The 19353-nt window shown below is 57.6% G+C and carries 18 protein-coding genes and 1 pseudogene; 16 read left to right on the forward strand and 3 right to left on the reverse strand.

Annotation, left to right across the window (positions count from 1 at the left end):
- Positions 1 to 109: 109 nt before the first annotated feature.
- From NKH78_RS29235 to NKH78_RS29245, 3 genes are read left to right on the forward strand one after another with little or no spacing between them, the layout of a single operon-like run.
- A complete protein-coding gene (locus tag NKH78_RS29235) occupies positions 110 to 1318 on the forward strand; it encodes a T6SS phospholipase effector Tle1-like catalytic domain-containing protein (RefSeq protein WP_352508305.1) in 1209 nt (402 codons plus the stop codon).
- 48 nt (positions 1319 to 1366) lie between these two features.
- A complete protein-coding gene (locus NKH78_RS29240; RefSeq protein WP_352619023.1) occupies positions 1367 to 3301 on the forward strand; it encodes a gluzincin family metallopeptidase in 1935 nt (644 codons plus the stop codon).
- Positions 3283 to 4620: a ComEC/Rec2 family competence protein gene (locus NKH78_RS29245; RefSeq protein ID WP_352508307.1), complete on the forward strand. Its 1338-nt coding sequence runs from the start codon at positions 3283 to 3285 to the stop codon at positions 4618 to 4620. Before NKH78_RS29240 ends, NKH78_RS29245 begins: the two co-directional genes overlap by 19 nt.
- 155 nt (positions 4621 to 4775) lie before the next feature.
- Here NKH78_RS29245 and NKH78_RS29250 read toward each other — a convergent pair whose 3' ends face one another.
- On the reverse strand, positions 4776 to 6731 hold the full coding sequence (locus NKH78_RS29250; protein WP_352619027.1) for a hypothetical protein: 1956 nt from the start codon (positions 6729 to 6731) through the stop codon (positions 4776 to 4778).
- 300 nt (positions 6732 to 7031) lie between these two features.
- Here NKH78_RS29250 and NKH78_RS29255 point away from each other — a divergent pair, with 300 nt between their 5' ends.
- The gene (locus tag NKH78_RS29255; RefSeq protein ID WP_352686003.1) at positions 7032 to 7313 is read left to right on the forward strand and encodes a hypothetical protein; all 282 of its coding nucleotides are present in this window, start codon (positions 7032 to 7034) and stop codon (positions 7311 to 7313) included.
- A gap of 7 nt (positions 7314 to 7320) precedes the next feature.
- Here the strand turns inward: NKH78_RS29255 and NKH78_RS29260 are convergent, their stop codons facing one another.
- Positions 7321 to 7572: a DUF6074 family protein gene (locus NKH78_RS29260; RefSeq protein WP_352457909.1), complete on the reverse strand. Its 252-nt coding sequence runs from the start codon at positions 7570 to 7572 to the stop codon at positions 7321 to 7323.
- Between the two features lie 75 nt (positions 7573 to 7647).
- Between NKH78_RS29260 and NKH78_RS29265 the strand changes: the two are divergent.
- The 10 genes and pseudogenes from NKH78_RS29265 to NKH78_RS29310 all read left to right on the forward strand — a co-directional run.
- A pseudogene (locus NKH78_RS29265) lies at positions 7648 to 7845 on the forward strand (transposase); the annotation flags it as partial.
- A gap of 643 nt (positions 7846 to 8488) precedes the next feature.
- Complete coding sequence (locus NKH78_RS29270) at positions 8489 to 8686, forward strand: hypothetical protein (RefSeq protein WP_352643113.1); 198 nt, start codon at positions 8489 to 8491, stop codon at positions 8684 to 8686.
- A 665-nt stretch (positions 8687 to 9351) separates the two neighbouring features.
- Positions 9352 to 9579 (forward strand): hypothetical protein, encoded by a 228-nt coding sequence (locus NKH78_RS29275; RefSeq protein ID WP_352457911.1) that lies wholly within the window; start codon positions 9352 to 9354, stop codon positions 9577 to 9579.
- Between the two features lie 274 nt (positions 9580 to 9853).
- Positions 9854 to 10072, forward strand: a complete 219-nt coding sequence (locus tag NKH78_RS29280; protein WP_352457912.1) for a hypothetical protein — start codon at positions 9854 to 9856, stop codon at positions 10070 to 10072.
- Positions 10073 to 10255: 183 nt separating this feature from the next.
- Positions 10256 to 10507 (forward strand): DUF982 domain-containing protein, encoded by a 252-nt coding sequence (locus NKH78_RS29285; protein WP_352884863.1) that lies wholly within the window; start codon positions 10256 to 10258, stop codon positions 10505 to 10507.
- 223 nt (positions 10508 to 10730) lie between these two features.
- Entirely contained in the window at positions 10731 to 10976 is a 246-nt protein-coding gene (locus tag NKH78_RS29290; protein WP_352479083.1) for a DUF982 domain-containing protein, read from the forward strand.
- 8 nt (positions 10977 to 10984) lie between these two features.
- On the forward strand, positions 10985 to 11230 hold the full coding sequence (locus NKH78_RS29295; RefSeq protein ID WP_352638187.1) for a DUF982 domain-containing protein: 246 nt from the start codon (positions 10985 to 10987) through the stop codon (positions 11228 to 11230).
- Between the two features lie 8 nt (positions 11231 to 11238).
- Positions 11239 to 11478 (forward strand): DUF982 domain-containing protein, encoded by a 240-nt coding sequence (locus NKH78_RS29300; RefSeq protein ID WP_352884864.1) that lies wholly within the window; start codon positions 11239 to 11241, stop codon positions 11476 to 11478.
- Between the two features lie 536 nt (positions 11479 to 12014).
- Positions 12015 to 13913, forward strand: coding sequence for a DNA ligase D (gene ligD, locus NKH78_RS29305; RefSeq protein ID WP_352884865.1), 1899 nt, complete (start codon positions 12015 to 12017; stop codon positions 13911 to 13913).
- A 107-nt stretch (positions 13914 to 14020) separates the two neighbouring features.
- A complete protein-coding gene (locus NKH78_RS29310) occupies positions 14021 to 15682 on the forward strand; it encodes a DNA polymerase/3'-5' exonuclease PolX (RefSeq protein ID WP_352884880.1) in 1662 nt (553 codons plus the stop codon).
- Positions 15683 to 15703: 21 nt separating this feature from the next.
- Here NKH78_RS29310 and NKH78_RS29315 read toward each other — a convergent pair whose 3' ends face one another.
- A complete protein-coding gene (locus tag NKH78_RS29315) occupies positions 15704 to 16342 on the reverse strand; it encodes a hypothetical protein (RefSeq protein WP_352884866.1) in 639 nt (212 codons plus the stop codon).
- Positions 16343 to 16716: 374 nt separating this feature from the next.
- On the opposite strand from NKH78_RS29315, the gene NKH78_RS29320 reads away from it, so the two are divergent.
- Together NKH78_RS29320 and NKH78_RS29325 are read left to right on the forward strand one after the other, a co-directional pair.
- Positions 16717 to 17031 (forward strand): alpha/beta fold hydrolase, encoded by a 315-nt coding sequence (locus NKH78_RS29320; RefSeq protein ID WP_352467863.1) that lies wholly within the window; start codon positions 16717 to 16719, stop codon positions 17029 to 17031.
- Positions 17032 to 18203: 1172 nt separating this feature from the next.
- Entirely contained in the window at positions 18204 to 19073 is an 870-nt protein-coding gene (locus NKH78_RS29325) for an MBL fold metallo-hydrolase (protein WP_352884867.1), read from the forward strand.
- Positions 19074 to 19353 lie beyond the last annotated feature (280 nt).

Genomic DNA, 19353 nt, shown 5'->3' on the forward strand with positions numbered 1-19353 from the left:
AGTTTAGACTGCTTCGGGGAGGGCCCGACTCGAAAAACCGTGCTAGATGAAAGAAGTTCGAAGTCGTCCAGTTTAGTCTAGATACATCAGTGCGGGAGCGTAAAACAAGGTGGGGAAAAACATTGTCGTCTGCTGCGACGGTACGGGCAACCAGATCGAGCGCAATCTCTCGAACGTTTTGAAACTGTTCCGCATCCTGAAGAAGAATGAGGAACAGCGCGTCTATTACGACGCTGGCGTAGGCACGATCGGCGCCAGCAACGCATGGGCCCGTTGGCGGCAAAACACCAAATCGGTGTTTGAACTGGCCACGGGATATGGGCTCGACGCTGAAATCGCGGGCGCCTACGCATTCATCTGCCGGCACTACGTCGAAGGGGACGCAATTTTCCTCTTTGGCTTCAGCCGCGGTGCCTACACAGTCCGCGCCGTTGGGGGCCTGATCCACATGATCGGCCTGCTGCAGCCGGATCAGCTTAACATCGTTCGATATGCTGTAAGCTCCTATAAGCAGGCCAGCGACGAGAACGACCTAAACGTCGCCTGGCACTTCTCCAAAGTCTCTGGAGCCCGAGACGCTCGTATCAAATTTCTTGGTGTCTGGGATACGGTTGCGTCGGTCATCGTGCCGCGAAGGGACCGACTTCTGCCCCAGCTCCAGACACTGCCACATACAAGGACCAACCCGAGCGTCGAGGTCTTTCGCCACGCGATTGCGATCGATGAGCATCGTCGCATGTTCCGGCTGAACCGGTGGGTCGAACCACAGCCGTTTGTCGAAGATCCTTTCGACAAAACTGCGCCAGCAAAAGAGCAAGATATCAGGCAAGTCTGGTTCGCCGGGTGTCATTCGGATGTTGGTGGTGGCTATCCTGAAGAGGACGGCGCTATCTCTAAGTTTCCGCTCGACTGGATGATTGATGAAGCCACGGCGTTTGGACTGCAGATCAACTCTCGGATGCGGGAGCGCCTCGTCTTCGGAACAGGGGAGGGCGAGGGGAAGATGAACTTCGTGGGCCCGAATCCACTTGGGGCCGTGCACGATTCAGTGACGTGGGGCTGGAAGCCGCTCGAGTGGATTCCAAAATCGGTCAAATTGCGTGAATGGAAGCGAAAATCCGCCCTCGGTTTCTATCTTCCGCAGGCCGAGCCTCGCATGATCGAGAAACAGGAGCCGCGGCCGTTTGTTCATCAGTCGGTTCTGGATCGGAAGGCAGCCATCTTGGGATATAAGCCAGAGAATTTTCCAACGGCGTTCGATGTTGAGCCTTATGGTGACCTTATGAAAGATCGCCTGGCAAAAGAAGCCGGCAGTTAGGGTAGAGAGTCGTAACGTCTCCAAGTTCACGATTGCAGGGGGATGCAGATGGCGAAAAAGAGCAGTCCCGTTAAGAAGGGTGAAAAGGCTGTCGCGGTGGCCCTGTCACCTGCTGAGACGCGAGACGTCTACGCCTCTCGACGGTTCCTGGATGGGGTGACGCAGAAGAAGCTCGGCCTCAAGGTCCGCTTCGACACATATTACAAGGACCCCCTTGTCGCGAAGAATAATCCCGGCCTGGAAATCGATGACGATTTTTATGTGCCTTGGGAGCCACGCATTGGCGACGGCCCCACAAGTGCGAGGTTCGCTATTGTCGATTACGACAGCACCAGAAATACGTTGGAAGAACCGGCCAAATGGAGCGTCGGCGAGAAGGTTTTTCTCGATCCGAAGGGGCGTAGGATCGATCGAGCGTTAAAAGAAACCGCTCACTTCCGCCAGGTCAGCACTTGGGCAATTCTGCAAAGCACACTTGATTTCTTCGAGAGCCCAAGCGGCCTCGGCCGGCGCATCTCTTGGGCGTTCGAAGGCAATCGGCTTCTGGTCACGCCAAATGCCGGTTACGGCGCAAATGCCTATTATGATCGCCAGAGCAAATCGCTCCAGTTCTACTATTTTGACGACGACAACGGTCAGCGTATTCACACCTGCTTGTCCAGCGATATCGTCAATCACGAGTTTGGTCATGCACTGCTGGATGGCATTCGGCCTTATCTTCTGGAAGCGGTCTCACCACAGACAGGTGCCTTTCACGAATTCCTGGGGGACTTGACCGCAATCTTGATGACGCTGCGGAACAATTCGTTCCGTAAGGAGCTTGCGGCCAGGACCAAGGGCCACTTGAAGACGAAATCCGGTGACGAACTCATCGCATCTGTCGCCACAGAGTTCGGCAACGCCGTGTCAGGACAACCATACCTTCGTAGTGCGGGTAACGAGCATTTTCTGGGCGAATACAAGGATGAGATCGAACCTCACGCGCTCTCGGAGGTGATGACCGGAGCGATGTTCGACATCTTCGTTGCCTTGACCGAGCAATATCTCAAACGAGAGCGCAGCGACGGGGAGACACACACTCCGGCTCAATCGCTACAATATGCGGTCGCTCAGATGCAGATAATTGCCATCCAGGCGCTTGATCTTTTGCCGCCAGTCGAGGTTACGTTCAACGACTACGCGCGCGCTGTCTTGCGCAACCTCGCGATCGCAAACCCAACTGATCCCACCAACTATCGCGAGATGATCGCGGACATTTTCGTCCACCGCGAGATCATGACCGCAGAGGAGAGAACCGACCTACTGGTGCGCGCGCCCTTGTACGATCGGATGCCAGGAACAATTTCGCACGACCCGGAGCTTATCGGGAGTTCGCGTGCAGCGGCCTATCGCTATCTCGATGACAACCGCGACAAGCTCTTCATTCCCGACCATGTCGACATCATGGTCGATGAGGTCTTCACCTCCGAGAAGATGGTCGGTCCAGGCCTCTTCCAGCCCAAACAGATCATCCTCCAATATCTGTGGCGCGAGAACTTGGCGTTAGCGGGCACGCAGTTTGGCTCCTTTAGTGGCAAGACGACCAGCCTGCTCTGTGGCGGGACGATGGTCTTCGACGTCAATGGCAGCCTGCTTTATTGGGCGCGCAAGCCAGGCAGCGAACCCTTTGCCACCGCAAGCGTGGCGATGGAGAAGATAAAATCGCGCAAAAAACTCTTTGGCACCGAGCAGGTAGCCTTGGCTGAACTCGAGGCTGGCAAGCAGCGCAGGCAGGAGTATCTCGATGCACTTGCCAGACGCATCGAGGAGGGGATGGTTGGTGAAGAACTTGCCGGCCCCGAAGGTCTTGTTGGAAGCCTTACACCGCCACTGATCGCGCGCGAAGTTGACGGCTCAGTTCGGTTTGAGCTCTCGCCGCACTTTCATGTTTATGATGCCGATGATTCCAGCCTGGGAGCGCTTAGATGGCAAATGAGCTCCTGATCCGCCTTTATGATGTCGGTCTGGGCGACTGCATCTATGTTCGCATCCCCGGCAAAACCGACAAGAAGGAAGATGCATTCCATATGCTGATCGACTGCGGCACCTGGAGCGAAGGGAAGCTTCTTGCCGCAGCGATGAAACAGCTCGAGAGCGAGTTGCCAGACGCACAGGACGGAAAAAAGCGGCTCGATCTTGTCGTTGTCACGCACGAGCACAAGGATCACATAGCGGGCTTCGATCCCAAGCTATTCGAGAACATGAAGGTCGGCGCGGTTTGGATGAACTGCGCCATGGATCCCAAACATCCGCAGGCGGGAAAGACCCGAAAAATTAGAGGGGTCGCTGAGCAGGCCATGCGGGGGCTTGCCGCGCTTGGGCCGAGTCTGAGCCCTCGCGCAAGCGAGCTCTTGTCAGTTTTCCAGATTGACAACAAAGGCGCCATGCAGACCTTGCGCAAGACGCTGCTCGATGGCGGAGAGCCGACCTATGTGCATGCCGGCGAAACCAACGAAACACATGGCATTGAACTCCATAAAGCGAAAATCAACATCCTTGGCCCGGAGGCTGATTTCGATCGTTATTATCTCGGCGCGACCGCTCAGCGAACATTGAAGGGCGTGCTGGGAGCGGCCGCGTTCGACGCGGAAAAAGAGTTTGATGCCACTGCAAAAGCGCAAGAGCCGCCTTTGCCCCGCAATATCAGCCCGGCCTCTTTTCGCGCCCTTCGTGCCCGCATGCAGTCGAACGCTTTGGCATTCGCGGAACTGGATGGCACTTTGAAAAACAATTCCAGCATCGTTCTGCTGATCGAATGGAACAAGAAGCGCCTGCTGTTTATCGGGGACGCCGAATGGCACGGCGACTTCAAAGAGGGCAAGATGAATGGCTCATGGAACGTGATGTGGAACGAGCGCCGAGATCTGCTCGGCAAAACAGTCGACTTCCTCAAGATCGGCCATCATGGCAGTGAAAACAGCACACCCTGGGACATGGGCAAAGGAAAGCCCAGCGAAGCGACTGCGATCCTGGATGCAATCCTGCCGGTACCGGCGGCCGGCCAGCAGTCGAAAGCGACAGCGGTCGTGTCGACCGAACGAGGGAAATACCGCACGATTCCGCGTGGCCTGTTAATGACGGAAATTGCTCGGCGGGTTGGCGATACCCGAATTTACAAGCCTGATCTCGAACACTTCAAACCGAAGGATCCCGCGGACTTTGAGACCTATGAGAGGGAATGGCTGGATAAAGCTCAGCCATTACGCACTGACTTCGAGCGGATTAGGGAAGGAAAGGGCTTTATCGACGTGGTTTTGAGCTGACAATTACGGCGTGCACGCTGGTCAATTTTGTCAGCTATTGCACATGAACATAGGACATTTCGGTACCCATTGGCAGCTTCGCGCGTGAACTCGACTGAAGCCGATGTGCCGGCTGAAGATGCATCTCAGAACGGGCGATTGAACCCGTCATGGCTCTATCGATTATCGACTAGATTGAGCTTGTCGAAGAAAATACGATTACGCTTTTTGGCGTCGCTGAGCATCTTCGTGTAGTCCATAACCTCGTAGTAGACCCTGTGATTGGCGTGATAGCCGTAGAATCCCTGCTTGTCCGGCGTCATTGTGGCATTGAAGTCAGTGAGAACTTGCCTGAGTTTTGGCGTTAAGTCTGCCACCACGAAAATCGTGGCCGGAATATCTGCGTTCGCGATTGGGATCGCTCGACCCTTATGTAGGTACTTACCGCCGCGGATCGCGTTGATCACTTTTGCGGCCTGAAGAACGGGGTTCTCATCACCCGCATACTTGTTGCGCCCCGGTTGCTTGAACTCAATCACAATGATTGAGTTCAGCGGATGCTCGTCGTCGGGCCGCTCACCGCTGAAAATAATTTTTTCATCAAAGATGACGATGTCGCCTCTCTGCTTATCCTTCGAATCTACGACTGACAGCGCGTTGTTTCGCTTATCGGACGAAATGAACGAATGGAATGTGAGGCGCTCGTCGATCATCCAGAGATTCTGCTCGCTGGAGGGGATATCTTCAGAGCTATGCTGCATTGGAAATACGAGCTGATGCACGACCTTTTCGAGCGGGTAGTTCTTCTTGTCCTCAGGCAACTTGACTGCGCGTTCGAGGAAATCAAGGATGATCCGTCTGTGCTGAACGTACTGGGCTAAGGCTGACACTCCAAGCTCATTGTACCGGTCCAGGAATTCGGTGAACTCCTTGTGGTATGACTCGTAATCGGTGATCTTGCTCGCCTCGCGAATGATGCGAGTGCTGTCTTTCTTGAGTTCAGTCTCCCGCAAGAACAGTTCCCGGTGGAGTATGCCTTCCATCTCAGACCGAGACGGTGTCGGAGTGATCTTGTTTAAGAAGCTGCCGGCGTGCTTGAGAAGCATCCGATATTGTGGCGCCTCTTCTTGCACGTACCGACGAATCCTATCGAGCTTGACAGAGTTGATGGTCTCGATGACATCCTTCAGATCGTCCTCCACGAACGCTAGTGCCGAAGCGCGTATATCCGTTTTTGGAATGAGCTTGTGATCCGAGAGGGGAAGTTCAAGCTCGGCATCATCAGGATTGCCGAACTCGAAATCGGTACGATTGGTGTTGACGTGTTCGGTGAGGTAAGGGCTCTGGACGATGCCAAGGTAGAAAAACGCCTTGCCGTCGTAGTCCTCAAGCCGGGATGTCAGATTTGGAAGATGGTCTGCTAGGCGGTCGCTGAGGACTGACCGTTGATCCGCAGCGTAGACAAGCTTGTGCTTGGTCGCCCGTGAGGTGGGAAGTCGGAAACCATGTAAAGTGAATGAGTATCCACCGACTTCGAAGGGATAAGCCGAAGCCGTGGCCTTATAGTCTCTTTCAAAAATTTCTTTGAGGTTATGCTTGAGCCCAAGGTCGTTAACCTGAACCGCCGGACACTCCTCGTCCATCAGTACAAGGATGAAGTGTTCGATGAGTTTCTGGATAAGCACTTCCGAGGTGCGGGGGCACTGCCCGTGATATTCCGGCCTTAGTTCCACAAGCTCGATTGTTGTGCCTGTCGCATGTCGCGTGACAGATTTGGGGAGGCCGCGCAGGTCGTCTACATCGTAGTTCTCGTCAAAGGTGAAAGCTCGAGTGAGCAATGCGCCGTCGTCATCCTTGAACGTGCTTTCGATGCGCGCAAATGCAAAGGCCTTGAGCCAGGTGAAGCGACCCAAGCCCTTGCCGCCTCGGCTCAGTTTGTGTGGCGAGAACGCAGTATTAAAAGAGTCGTAGTTGGCATCGTCGAGACCGATGCCGTTATCAATGACTTTGAACCCGCTGATCGGCGGAACTTCCAGGTCGAGTTGACGGCCGTCGCGAACGACCTCGACCGTCATGCGTCCGGGCGTACCCGTCGGCAGTTTCGCTTCCTTGATTGCCTGAAACGAGTTCATGACTGCTTCGAACAATGGCAGCAATGGGCGCCACTGCAGTACGGTGGTCTGCCGTACCTGGTTAGCGATATTTACACGGATAGACATTAGCCGCCGTTGCCCCTTGCGCCGTATCCTACCACTAGATGAACATTCAGGCCGCGCAAGTGATACCAGGTTCTCCTTTTACACACAGCGGTGTCATCAAGACAGAACCGGGCGGAAAGACCTCGGACCCTTATAGGCATCTCAGTGCGAGAATGACGCGAACCATACTCGATGTTCATGCTTCGTGCTTCGAAAGTCGCATAAGATTGCAGTGTGGAACTCAACGGCGGCTCATTGGTTTTGCGGGTTCAGCTCGTGGAAAAGGTCCGTCGGCCTTCCGTGAATGCGGGTTTCCGCATCGCCTACCTCGATTTGGTCGATGACCGCCGGACAGGCGAGGCGGAGCCGTATCTCGCCCGAGAGTACATTCGCGCGCATGATTTCGACGAACGCGCCTATCTTTTCATCCGCAGTGAGAAACCTGCGTTTGACGGATGCAGTGGTGCTACGCTTGTGGAGCCCGGGGCGTCTCTATGCGGCAATCCTTCATCGTGAGCCGATGCTATTGTGCAAGTTTCGCAGCACTGCGGGTGGCGATATCGCCCAAGACAGCATGAAGAAGCGTTCCAACTTCCTGTTCGGCGACCCCGGGTGCAATTCCTGATTCGGACAGTTGAACGAGAATTGCCTTGGCGGTGTTGCGCCAGAAGGCGTTCGCGTCCTTCCCGTTCTTGGATTCCAGGACCCGGGCGATCCCTTCGACCAACTTCCGCCGCCGATGCAGCGGAAACGCGCTTATGTTTGAATCACACATCGATCACCTCACCCCTTCAGTCGCGCGAATAAGCATTGGCGGGTGAGAAAATTTGGTTAACAGCGCTTTTGGACAATGGTCAGCAATGGAATAAAGCGTCTACCCAACAAGCCAAGAGGTGTGCCACGTGTTGATGATCGGCGCGTGCTGAACGGCATCTTCTGGGTGCTGCGCTCCGGTGCTCCATGGCGCGACCTGCCTCAGCGCTATGGCCCGCGCACCACCTGTTGCAACCGCTTCGTCCGATGGCGAAAAGCAGGTGTGTGGCTGCGCAGTAACGAGTCTACGGCCTAAGGTTTGCGGAGCCTCACGCCGGCGCGGCTGCCGTTCTCCGGGATGAACTCGACGCCGGCGGCCTAGAGGGCGATGCGCAAGGCAGCAACGGTTCGCTCTTGTGTGGAGCCCTGTCGGGCCGCGACATCTACTTAATGTCTATTTTAGACAGTCGCCGCGACCATAACTTTTGATAACAGGTCAGGGTCGCGGGATGCCGAGCCGCTTGAAATACCGGGTTACGTCCGGATGCTCGCGATCGTCCCGCCTCAACCGCGCAAGCGCGTCATCATCGCCGGCGAGCGCCATAGCCAAACCGGGAGCGCTTATTCTCCACGGAGCACCGGGCATTGTCTGGTTGTGAAGACGGTGCTTGATCACCAGCCGCCTGAGTGTGTCTTCGCTTACGTTGTAGTCGTACCTGAACAGATCAATGGCCCTCTGGACCGTGATCCCTCTGCCCGTGGGATGTAGAGCGGCCGAAGCCGTTCGCCTGTTGCCGGCGCTGTTTTGACACGGCGCGCATTGGTCATTCGGCCCATCGCGCTTTTCTGCGGCCCGCCGTTTCGCCCGACATCAGGGAACGATATCGCGCCCCATGTATTAGAAACCCATGGACACTATGGAACCCCACGGCCACGGGATGGCGGCCGATCTTTTGACATCGGAAGTTGCCAATGCCAGGCAGCGCATCCGCCAGACCGAGCTCGCGCTTCAACGCACTGAAGAAATGCTGGCCGAAAATCTCGCGCTGTGCAGCAGGATACGAACTGCGGTCGAGGCTGCAGACGGCTTGGTGAAGATCGATCCCGCCAGGTTTGAAGGACGTCGCGCGGGTTGAACTGGGCCGGCGTTCATTCGCCTTGCGGCACCCTGCCGCAAGAGCCTGCCCGTTGGCATCACAGCGTGAGCAAACATTGGACAGAAGCATTCCAACGTTCACGATGTGCAACGCCGACGCTAGATAGACACGAATTTCAGTTCAAAGAGCGAGGTTAATGCTGCGGCAAACGAAGGGGGCACGGGGGGGTCTTCGCGCGAGCCAGTTATCCGATCTCCCGCTCAGAAATTTCAGCCAAAATATTCCGACCTCCTGATGGAACCCGTTCGTTGCGGGCGAGTTACGGCTCATTGGGGACGGACTTCCCGAACATGACAACGAGCAACAAAGCAGACCATCAGTCTGTCTCCGGAGCGTTTCGGAAACTGATCCGTTCCGAAGGCTATCGTCATAACGTACAAACGTTCTTAAATCTGGAGATCGAACCAGAACTGCCGCCAGCCCTACAGTCATTACTTGCGGCTATTGATGGGGCCAAACAGGGGCCGACGGAAGAAGGTCCCTAGCCGGCTGGCTGAGCGCCAAAGCGGAAGAGTACAGAGGCTCGCTCCGTACTTGTTTCTCTGGTTCCCGCTCAGAAATTCCGGCAAACATTTCTTCTTGATTTTTCCCGACAGAGGATCATGAATGTCCCCTTGGGTTCTCGCTGAGGTGGGAGGCCTTGTATGAACGTTTGGACGAACTGCCGACCCGACAAAGTGACTGCCAAACACCTTGTTCACGAGCTGATCCTACAAGCCCGTCGCGGCCAAATCATCTCCGTCAAAGAGACTATCGCAGCGGTGCGCCGAGACGGGCCACATCTGGCGGAAACTGACTGCGAGCTGGTGGAGTTTATTGTCAATGTTGCCCCAGCCTTTGGCCTGTTCGTCGGGTTCGATCTTCGCGAATAGCCTCATGGCAACCCATTGGTTCTCGCCTGCGGTGTACGTCAGGACAGACCGACCTGGGATTGTGGGAGAAAGGCGGCTCGAGGCGCGTCAATAGGATCGAGGAGGAGCATGAGGGTCTTCGCGAGCTGGTGTCCGATTCCCACCACAGAAATTCTACAGACATTCCTGACTGTCGCGGCCTAGCACCGTGCCAATTTGTACGATTCGTACATGGCGTTGATGTCCGTCAGGAAGTGAGTAGATTCCCCTTCGGCGTGTCCCTGGGGAGGGCTGGATGAGCGTCGCGCAAAGGGTCGGTCCGCTTCTAGAGCAAGCAATCACTGTACTCCTCAACAGGGCGGACCGTCGCGATACGGTCTCGATCAAAGCGGCACTACGCGAAGCGCGGGAGGCTGCGCCTTATTTGGTGGCCTCCGACGAAGAACTAACCGAGGCAATCGTCGAGGCAGCAACTGCCATGGGCCTCTGCGTGGCTTTCGACGCCCAGGAGTAGCTGTCAGCCAACTTCAGTCACTGTGGCATCGCAACGGAAGCGCGCAGTCCTGCGTCATTTTCAATAGTCAGAGGTAATCCGCAATTACCGTCGCAACCTGCTCACTCTGCCTGTAGAACGGGAACTGGGCTGAGCAAAAGTATTTGCTGGAGGAACTTGATCGGGCCGACAAAGAGTGACCGCATGGCTCTCCACTGGTTCAACCCTCCGGTCCCGGTCAAGACCGAACGTCCCGGGATCATCCACAACGTCAACAACGCCGAGACTGCCGGCGAGGAGCTGATGAAGTGGACCAAGCGTGGCCCTTGCTGGGACCTCGCGGTGCGCGTTTGCATGGCCGTGATTTTCGACGAGATGGAACCTGAGGAGGCCCGCAAGGCATTCCTGGCTGCTGCAAAAGAGGAGGGGACATTACTCCCCCCAATGACAAACTAACTAAATTGGATGCGGTATAAAATTCTAGGTGTCTCTTACCAACACCGCCTTCGGGAAAGGAGCCCGCCGCCGGTGAGGGAGAGGCGACGGACCCCCCACAGCGGCTGCACATCCACGAAGAATCCCGCTGCCACCTCTAAACCCGCGAGGGCCTACATCGTTCCCTTAGCTGCGGCTAAAGCGGGGTTGGTCGGCGGGCTCTTGCCGCTCTAAGTTCCCCCTTATGGGTCCTCTCTGGTTCTCTCCACCGGTCTACGTGAAGACGAAACGTCCGGGCATTCGCAATGGGGTCAGCCACGTCGAGGGAGCCGCCGAGGAACTCATGGCGTGGGACACAAACGGCCCCAAGTGGACCAAGGCGGTCCAATCCTGCGTGGATGCGTTCGAGGGCAGAGCCTCCCCCCATGAGGTCCGTGAAGCCTTTGAGGCGGCTGCCAAGGAGGCCAACGTGTATCTCTCCCCTGAGTAGGAGGTATCATGGCGCCCATCTGGTTCGTCCCTCCGGTGTTCGTGAAGACTGAAACCGGTGTCAGGCATGGCTGCGACAATGCGAAGGAAGCCCTTGAGCACCTCAAAATGTGGACCCGCCGGGGGCCTCGCTGGCATAAGGCGGTGACCCTCTGCCTGTCAGCCTTGGAGGGCGATTCGATTGACCCCCACATAATACGAAAGGCCTTTGAGGCTGCCGCTAAGGAGGCCAACGTGTATCTCTCCCCTGAGTAGGAGGTGTCGTGGTAACCCATTGGTTCTCCCCTCCGGTGTACGTTAAGACCGACCGACCTGGGGTCACCTACGGTTGCAACAACGTCGAGGGTGCCGCCGAGGAACTCATGAAGTGGACCAAGATGGGACCTAAGTGGAGGAAGGCTGTGCAACTGTGCGCCGACGCCCTTCAGGACCGTGTGACTCCGGAAGAGGTCCGTCAGGCTTTCGAGGCTGCTGCCAAGGAGGAGAGGGTGCTGCGTGAGTAGCAGGCCGGTGCCCATGGCTATGTTGGGAAGGACCCGTTAGGCTGTCTAATGCTGACCAAGTCCGCGCTGCTCGAAATAGACCCGGATACGAGAGCATTCACTCTGGTCGGCGCATTCATGGGCATTTTGCACTTCTTGAAACTGGCATCGGAGCTGCTCTGGGCGAGGTACTTGGCCTCAATGGGGCACGTCGAGTAATCATCAATCGTAACATGGGGTTCGACGAGAAGATCAAACCGTACCCACAGGGGACCGGAACCGGAATGTCAGGCTTCTAAAGCCGATGGCAGAAACCGGATACGCTGTGGCGGCATTTGAGGGCACGTTCCTGCTCTTGATTATTGCCTGTGAGCTGTGCGCGAAAATCGGGAATGGAAGGGCCGGAGGCAGGAAGCACGGCCTCAGGCCGAGGCGATAATCAAGCGGGTCGGCAATGATCGCGAAAGCTCAACTCGGCCGGCAGCGAAACTAAAGAAGTAGTCGCGCGTTGGACGGCGGATAACGCTGTTTCGTCTCTGAGCATGGTTTAAGTCAGAGTGGTCAAGCCAACATCGCATAAGGCAATCAATGCGTCGAGCGCTAGTCAAGCGAAGTCGCCCGCTCGTGACGAGGTCACTTTAGCGACGCCCGCTTTCCGGCCGGTCCAACTCGCAACGCTCGTGGACACGGTCCCTGCCGGCGATCGTTGGATCCATGAAATGAAATACGACGGCTATCGTATTCTCGTTGCCGTCGGCGGTGGCGAGGCGCGAGCCTACACACGATCTGGTCTGGACTGGTCTAGCCGTTTTCCCTCGGTCCTCTCCGAGGCTCGCAACCTCAAGGTGCGCTCCGCCCTGATTGACGGCGAGGCCGTGGTTGTCGATGCGGAAGGAAGATCTAACTTCCAGGCGCTTCAGAATGCATTGAAGGGTGCCCCGGCGACTATCGACTTTTATGCGTTCGATCTGCTTCAGCTCGACGGCGAAGATCTGACAAGGCTTCCTCTTCTTGAGCGCAAGGCGAAGCTGGAGGCGATCTTGCCTGCGAAAAATCCGGTCCTTCGTTACTCCGACCATATCCTCGGCCGCGGAGAAGAGCTGCTCGATCGCTTCTGCGCAGCCGGCCTTGAGGGCGTCATCTCAAAACTCGCGGATTCGAGTTATGTGGCGGCCCGCGGCGCAAGCTGGCTGAAGATCAAATGCATCAGGCGGCAGGAATTTGTGATTGTCGGCTGGACGCCGTCCGACAAGGTCCGCGCGTTTCGGTCCTTGATCCTTGGCGTTCATGACGGCGGCAAGCTGCGTTACGCCGGGAAAGTCGGCACCGGCTTCGATACCGCTGAACTTCTTCGTCTCTTGAAGATCATGGCGCCTCTCGAGCAGAAGGCCGCCACCGTCGACGCACCACGCGCCGAAGTGCGCGGCGCACACTGGCTCCGTCCGAAACTGGTCGCTGAGATTGCCTTCACCGAAATGACAAATGAAGGGACGTTACGACATCCGAGCTATCTTGGTCTTCGCGAAGACAAGAAGCCGGAGGCGGTCGTGCTCGAGACGGAACGTCATGCAGCCGATCTCGCCGCGTCTGCGACAACCGCCATCGCGATAAGTAACCGTGACCGCGTCATCTATCCGGAGTCCAGCATCACCAAGGGACAGCTCGCCGACCATTACGCAGCGGTCGCGGCGATCATGCTTCCTTGGGTTGGCAGCCGGCCGATCAGTCTGGTTCGATGCCCACAGGGCCGCGCGAAGAAGTGCTTCTTCCAAAAACACGACGCCGGCAGCTTTGGCGACAAAGTCCACCACGTCGGCATCACGGAGAAGGACGGGCACGAGGAACCATATCTCTATGTCGACGATGCCGACGGACTGATGACTTGCGTCCAGATGGGAACGATTGAGCTGCATGGATGGGGGGCTCGGATCGAGGATGTCGAAAAGGCCGACCGCCTCGTGTTCGACCTCGACCCCGATGAAGGCCTCGATTTTGAGGCCGTCCGCGCCGCTGCCTTTCAGTTCCGCGCTATCCTTAAATCGCTGGGACTTACGACTTTTCCGATGCTGACGGGAGGCAAAGGAGTGCACGTCATCGCGCCGCTCACCCCTGACGCCGAGTGGCCAGAGGTGAAGGACTTCGCGTCTCGCCTGGCGCAGGCGGTCGCCCGGAGCGATCCGGCCCATTTCACGGCCGTGTTGTCAAAGGCGCGCCGCAAGGGTCGCATCTTTGTGGACTATCTACGCAATCAGCGCGGGGCGACCGCGATCATGCCCTACAGCGCAAGATCACGTCCGGGCGCTCCTGTCGCGGCACCGATCACGTGGGCGGAGATGAAGACAATAGATGCGCCCTCTCATTTCCACGTGGGCGATGCTCCTGAATTGAAGAAACGCGCAGCCTCCAAAGCTCTGGCTGGATGGGGTCGCGCTGACCAATCCTTGCCCAATCTGTAGCGTCCGACGCGTGGACAGGCAGTAAAGCCGGGGTTCAAAGGGCAACGCGGCGCTCATGGCCTTGCCTGATTGGAACCTGCGGAGATCGGCCTCGTTTGGCTGAAGCCATGGCAAAAATCGATCCGAGGACCGTCGCCAGTCTTTTGAGGGAATACGCACAACGGGCGTCTATGCGCGGCGACAATCCCTATCGCATAAAGGCATACTTGCGCGCGGCAGACAGTCTCACGGCGCTGTCGCAGCCGCTTGATCGGATCATCGCCGCCGGCGCCCTCACCAGGATCCCGGGGATCGGTGACGCGATCGCAGACATCGTGACCAAGCTTTACCAAACCGGCACGCACCCGAGCCTTGAGAAGCTGCGCGAGGATCTTCCAGCGGGCGTGATGGAGCTGTTTGCCATACCCGGGCTTCGTCCCGATAAGATACTGAAGCTTCATCAGGCGCTCGGCGTGAACTCGCTGGCGGAGCTCGAGGCCGCAGCAAGAGAAGACCGCATACGCCCAGTCAAAGGCCTCGGCGCCGCGCTTCAGACAAAGCTCCTGCAGAACCTGGCCATCGTGCGAAGTGGCGAAACGCAACTTCACCTGCACAAGGCCGCCGCCCTTCTCGAACATGCGGTCATATCGGTGAAGCAAGAGCATCCAGAGTTTTCGCGCGTCGAAATTGCAGGCGACTTCCGGCGCGGTTGCGAGCTCGTTTCCGACTTCGCCCTGGTAGCGCAGGGCAGAAAGTCGACTCGAATCGAGGATACGACGCTCAGGCTTGTTGTCACGGACAGGAAGCACTTTGGCGCGAGCCTGCTCGAAGCAACCGGTTCGGCAGACCACCTTGAGCAACTGAAGACGTTCGCGGCCGACAAGGGATTCACCCTAAACGCCGACGGGCTTCATCGCGGGAGAAAGCTGATCGCGTCAGCGACAGAAGAAGAAATCTACCAAGCTCTAGACTTGGAGTTTATCGAGCCTGAATTGCGCGAAGGCAGGGACGAGATTGAGCGGGCGGCAAAGCAGAAGCTACCCGCCCTCGTTCGGGATGAAGATCTGCATGGCATCCTGCATTCTCACACGACCGCATCCGATGGCACCGAAACGCTTGAGGCAATGGCGGAAGCCACGCGCAAGCGCGGTTTCGAATACTATGGTGTCGCCGATCATTCGCAGTCCGCTCACTACGCAGGCGGCCTTTCGTTGCAGGAGATTGCTGAACAGCACCGCGAAGCTGACCGGCTGAACAAGGCATACAATGGAAAATTTCGCATACTGAAGGGCATCGAAGCGGACATCCTGGCGGATGGCTCGCTCGATTACCCGGATCATATCTTGGAGCAGTTCGATTTCGTCGTCGCGAGCGTGCACAGCCGCTTCAAGTTGCCGAAGAAGGAGCAGACGGAGCGTATCATTGAGGCGGTCGGAAATCCTCGGACGACAATCATCGGGCACATGACCGGTCGCCAGCTGTTGCGGCGGCCCGGTTATGATCTCGACGTCGAAAAAGTCCTCAAAGCGTGTGCGAAACACGGCGTCGCTGTCGAAATCAACGCACATCCGTGGCGACTCGACCTCGACTGGCGCTGGCATCAAAAGGCACTCGATCAGGGCTGCATCTTCAGCATCAATCCGGACGCTCATTCGATCCGCGAGCTCGATCACATGCATTGGGGTGTCGAGATGGCGCGCAAGGGCGGTGTCCCTGCGAAGCGGGTCCTGAACGCGATGCGTTTGACGGCCCTCCTTGCGCATCTCGCACGGCGCAGGCAAACGTCCTAACCTGCTTGTGCGCCCGGCCTATCAGCGCAGGAGTCCGTCCTTCTCAAAATCTTCCCAGCCGCGCAAACTGGCGTGCGAGTTTTCATCGGGGCCATAGCCAGCTGAAGCTGCAGTTCCGCGACCGCTTCTTTGAGCGCGTTTCATAGCGGCCTTCCCCGCGGCTCGCCGCCTATTCTCTGCAGCTGTCGCTGCGTCCTGTTCGCGCCAGACCGTAACCAGGTCGCGGTCAAGCACATCCTCCACGTACTGCGGGTCGAACACGTGAAAGGTGATGTTCCTTGCCCGCCCGCGGAGTTTCACGGTTTTCGTCCCGGCGCTCTGCAAGCGACCATCTTTCAGCCAGCGGTGCCGTTCGGCCGTCGAGATCGTCAGAATGTCCTCGATTTCACGGGGGATTACGGGCAGGTCTTCGATATTCTGCAGTGCTTTGGATATGATCCCGAATACCACCTGCCCATCATTCTCGGCGCCCTCAGACAGGCGCAGGGTAAGCACGCGGGACTCGATATTGAGCAATTTCCTGAACTCCGTTGGAAGGCGGGCGCGTATTTCGAGAAAAATACCCCTCGCTCTGACCGACGATCCAAACGTTGCAGCCGGGGTTAAAGGCCACTCTCCAATCAGCTTCGCTGTTGCATTGATTTTACGGCGCGTGGACATGCCCCTTTATATAGGTCCCCGATAGTCGGCAGCGATGAGCCGATCGCAAAGCCAATATGAGTTCTAATCCGCCAGCGGTCTGAACCACGATGCCCAAAGGGGCAACCACGATTGTGAGCGGGGCCGTTTGCAACTTCGGCTAACAGGAAACGGCAGAGTTGATCTCGAAGTGCGATATCAGGCGCGTCGCCGCCTGGCGGCTTTTTGGGGGCCGTTTGCTGTCCGTCCGGTTATTGCCGAAGGACCAGTTAAAGCCGCCGTTCGGCTCACGACCTCTTCGCGGAATACAAGGCAAGTTCAGATCCCGCGGAAGCCGACATTGAACTGCCTCTCCGTTTACACGTTTGGCAAATGTTGCGAATGGAGGGAGTTGCATGTTTGAAGGTTTCTCGCTGGAGCAGATCAAACTTCCGGAAGCGACGCTCAGAGTGCGGGTTGGTGGAAGGGGCCACCGCTTCCTGATGCTGCACGGTCATCCTCGCACCCATGCCACTTGGCATCGCGTGGCGCCGATTTTGGCTGAGGAATACACCGTAATTTGCCCTGGTCTTCGGTGCTCGCCCTTGCGGTGTGTCGCAACACAATCAGCGCGTCCGGTTTGCCGTGAACAGATCTTGCTGATGCACCAGTTCGTCCGCGACGGGCTGACGGAGGCGGCGTGTGCCATTCGGGTGGATGGCCGAAAATAACCCCACCTCTGCATGACGCGAATTGTCCCAGCCCGGGTAGGCCGTTATCGGGTACAGGCAAATACCCTCGAATCGATGCTCCGACACCCATAGCGGCACGCACCTCGTCGCGGCATACATAGTGGAGCCAAGCCGGCCCGCCGGATCCCTCTGATCCGGTCTCGGCAATGAACATCGGCTTACCGCACCGATGAGCAACCTCGAGCAACATTTCCGACAAAGCGCGGTACTCATGGTGTCCCATCGATATCGTCGGCCCGTTTATTTACCATTGATTGTGCGGCTAGAAATTCAGGCCCACGACAATCGACAACATCTTCGCTCCCGCCCAACTCAGGTTCGACGCGGCCCAGCAACATGTCGTAAGCTTCGAACTGCCCCTGACGGGCGTTTTCGGCCCGACCCCGTTCGCTGCGGGTCCGGTCACGAGGAGCGATTTGGATAAGGGGCTCGGCCCAGACAAATCTGCAGGCGGGGTCGATCTCCCGCATTACACGAACACCCGCGATGGCAGCCTTCACGAGATGCCGCTTGAACCAGCACGTTTGTTCGGCCCCACGCGGGAAATAGCCGACCTCAACAGCCCATGCGAAAAAGGAGATCTAGTTGATGGGACACAACAGAGGCGGTGTTCCGGCGATCGAACGCTGTACCCTCACGGCTTCTGCCGCGAACGAGGCATAGGCATCGATGAAATGCAGCGATCCCTGATCGACATGGTCTGGAGATCCGTAATGGAAGGTGTCCCAGATAACCTGGACACCTGCCGATCGGGCCGCCTCGACCATTGGCGCCCAACTTGACCAGTCATAGGCGAAGCTTGCGGAACCGGAGCCTCCACCTGGTGCTCGTCCATACGCCCCACTTCGCTCATTCGAAGTCTTCTTTCAGCAGTCGGCTTCGAACTCGGCCGCCTTGTTAGGACCGGGAACCGCGTTGGCGAAATACCGCATCCAATGGGGCGCGCGCCATCTTCGTTGCTCAGTCCAGCTCGTCCTGGCGTGACCGGGTAATGCCGAACCGATTTGGTCGAGCCTTTGTTCCTGTGGTGGACTGTCCGGAGCTGGGTGGCGAAGGAGGAACAAGGAGGGCCGTGCCAAGTTCGGGGCGATATACCACCGCCGCCGATCGACTCGAGCGGCTGCTCAGCAACAAGAGAGGCACGGGATCACATGACCGTTCAGATTCGACTTTCCGAGATCGACCACGCCAGGCGCGAGGATCGTGGCGACGGCGCTTGGAGCATCGCACCGGACTTGGGCTATTTGCGCCTAGCAATCGTCAATGTCGTGTTCTTCGGCGCACCGGGCAGCGGAGATCGGAACTGGATGCTGATCGATACCGGGTTGCCGACGTCCCGCGGCAGCATTCTTGCGGTCGCGGAAAAGCGGTTTGGCACGAACGCACGGCCGGCCGCGATCATCCTGACCCACGGCCATTTCGACCATGTGGGAACGGTTCTAGACCTCGCGAATAGGTGGGACGTGCCTGTCTTCGCGCATCCACTCGAGCGCCCCTATTTGGACGGAACCGCATCCTATCCGCCACCGGATCCCTGGGTCGGGGGTGGACTGATGGCGCTGCTTTCGCCGCTTTTTCCACGGGGGCCAATTGATCTTGGCAACCGTTTGGAACTCCTACCTGCCGACGGATCGATCCCCGGAATGCCCGGATGGCGATGGCTACACACACCCGGGCACGCTCCTGGGCATATCTCGCTCTGGCGCGAGGAGGACCGCTCGCTGATCGTAGGGGACGCTTTCATCACCACCGGTCAGGAGTCAGTCTATGAGGTCGCCGTTCAGGATCTTGAGATGCACGGTCCGCCGCGCTACTTCACGCCGGACTGGGATGCGGCGGAAAGATCCGTGAAGCACTTGGCTGCCCTGAACCCGCACATGGTCATCAGTGGACACGGTGCGGCTGCCCCGGGAGTGGGCATGCGTCAAGCTCTTGACAGCCTGGCTGAGCGGTTCAGGGTGTTCGCCGTCCCGCCGAAATTGAAATTCGTGCGCGAGCCGGCGGCAGTCCAAGGTAGCTGAGGCTAACCGAGCCGCCGTCGTTCTGAAATATGGTCAAATTGGGCAGACTCTGTCTCTCGACCCGGTAGAGTTACCCCGTCGGGTCGCGCTCTCCATCGTCGCCGACAAACTCTGACAAGCGGAACAAACCCGGAAGGCGCCGGGTTAGGGCGTTCGATCAGCGTAGGGCGACTGCGGGCCAAGCGCCCCGAAATTCTGCGTCGGGAGAAGACGTCAGATGAAAACGAGTAACCCGAAGGACGCGTCCTCTCCGCCGGCGAGCCGACCGGCAAGAAGTTGT

The organism is Mesorhizobium sp. M0910, from assembly GCF_040319465.1.
Taxonomy (GTDB): Bacteria; Pseudomonadota; Alphaproteobacteria; order Rhizobiales; family Rhizobiaceae; genus Mesorhizobium.

Bases quoted from the DNA above. Each gene is read 5' to 3' on its own strand.
- NKH78_RS29240 (WP_352619023.1), top strand. From the start codon at position 1,367: ATGGCGAAAAAGAGCAGTCCCGTTAAGAAGGGTGAAAAGGCTGTCGCG.
- NKH78_RS29245 (WP_352508307.1), top strand. From the start codon at position 3,283: ATGGCAAATGAGCTCCTGATCCGCCTTTATGATGTCGGTCTGGGCGAC.
- NKH78_RS29250 (WP_352619027.1), bottom strand. From the start codon at position 6,731: ATGAACTCGTTTCAGGCAATCAAGGAAGCGAAACTGCCGACGGGTACG.
- NKH78_RS29260 (WP_352457909.1), bottom strand. From the start codon at position 7,572: ATGTGTGATTCAAACATAAGCGCGTTTCCGCTGCATCGGCGGCGGAAG.
- NKH78_RS29270 (WP_352643113.1), top strand. From the start codon at position 8,489: ATGGCGGCCGATCTTTTGACATCGGAAGTTGCCAATGCCAGGCAGCGC.
- NKH78_RS29275 (WP_352457911.1), top strand. From the start codon at position 9,352: ATGAACGTTTGGACGAACTGCCGACCCGACAAAGTGACTGCCAAACAC.
- NKH78_RS29280 (WP_352457912.1), top strand. From the start codon at position 9,854: ATGAGCGTCGCGCAAAGGGTCGGTCCGCTTCTAGAGCAAGCAATCACT.
- NKH78_RS29285 (WP_352884863.1), top strand. From the start codon at position 10,256: ATGGCTCTCCACTGGTTCAACCCTCCGGTCCCGGTCAAGACCGAACGT.
- NKH78_RS29290 (WP_352479083.1), top strand. From the start codon at position 10,731: ATGGGTCCTCTCTGGTTCTCTCCACCGGTCTACGTGAAGACGAAACGT.
- NKH78_RS29295 (WP_352638187.1), top strand. From the start codon at position 10,985: ATGGCGCCCATCTGGTTCGTCCCTCCGGTGTTCGTGAAGACTGAAACC.
- NKH78_RS29310 (WP_352884880.1), top strand. From the start codon at position 14,021: ATGGCAAAAATCGATCCGAGGACCGTCGCCAGTCTTTTGAGGGAATAC.
- NKH78_RS29315 (WP_352884866.1), bottom strand. From the start codon at position 16,342: ATGTCCACGCGCCGTAAAATCAATGCAACAGCGAAGCTGATTGGAGAG.
- NKH78_RS29320 (WP_352467863.1), top strand. From the start codon at position 16,717: ATGTTTGAAGGTTTCTCGCTGGAGCAGATCAAACTTCCGGAAGCGACG.
- NKH78_RS29325 (WP_352884867.1), top strand. From the start codon at position 18,204: ATGACCGTTCAGATTCGACTTTCCGAGATCGACCACGCCAGGCGCGAG.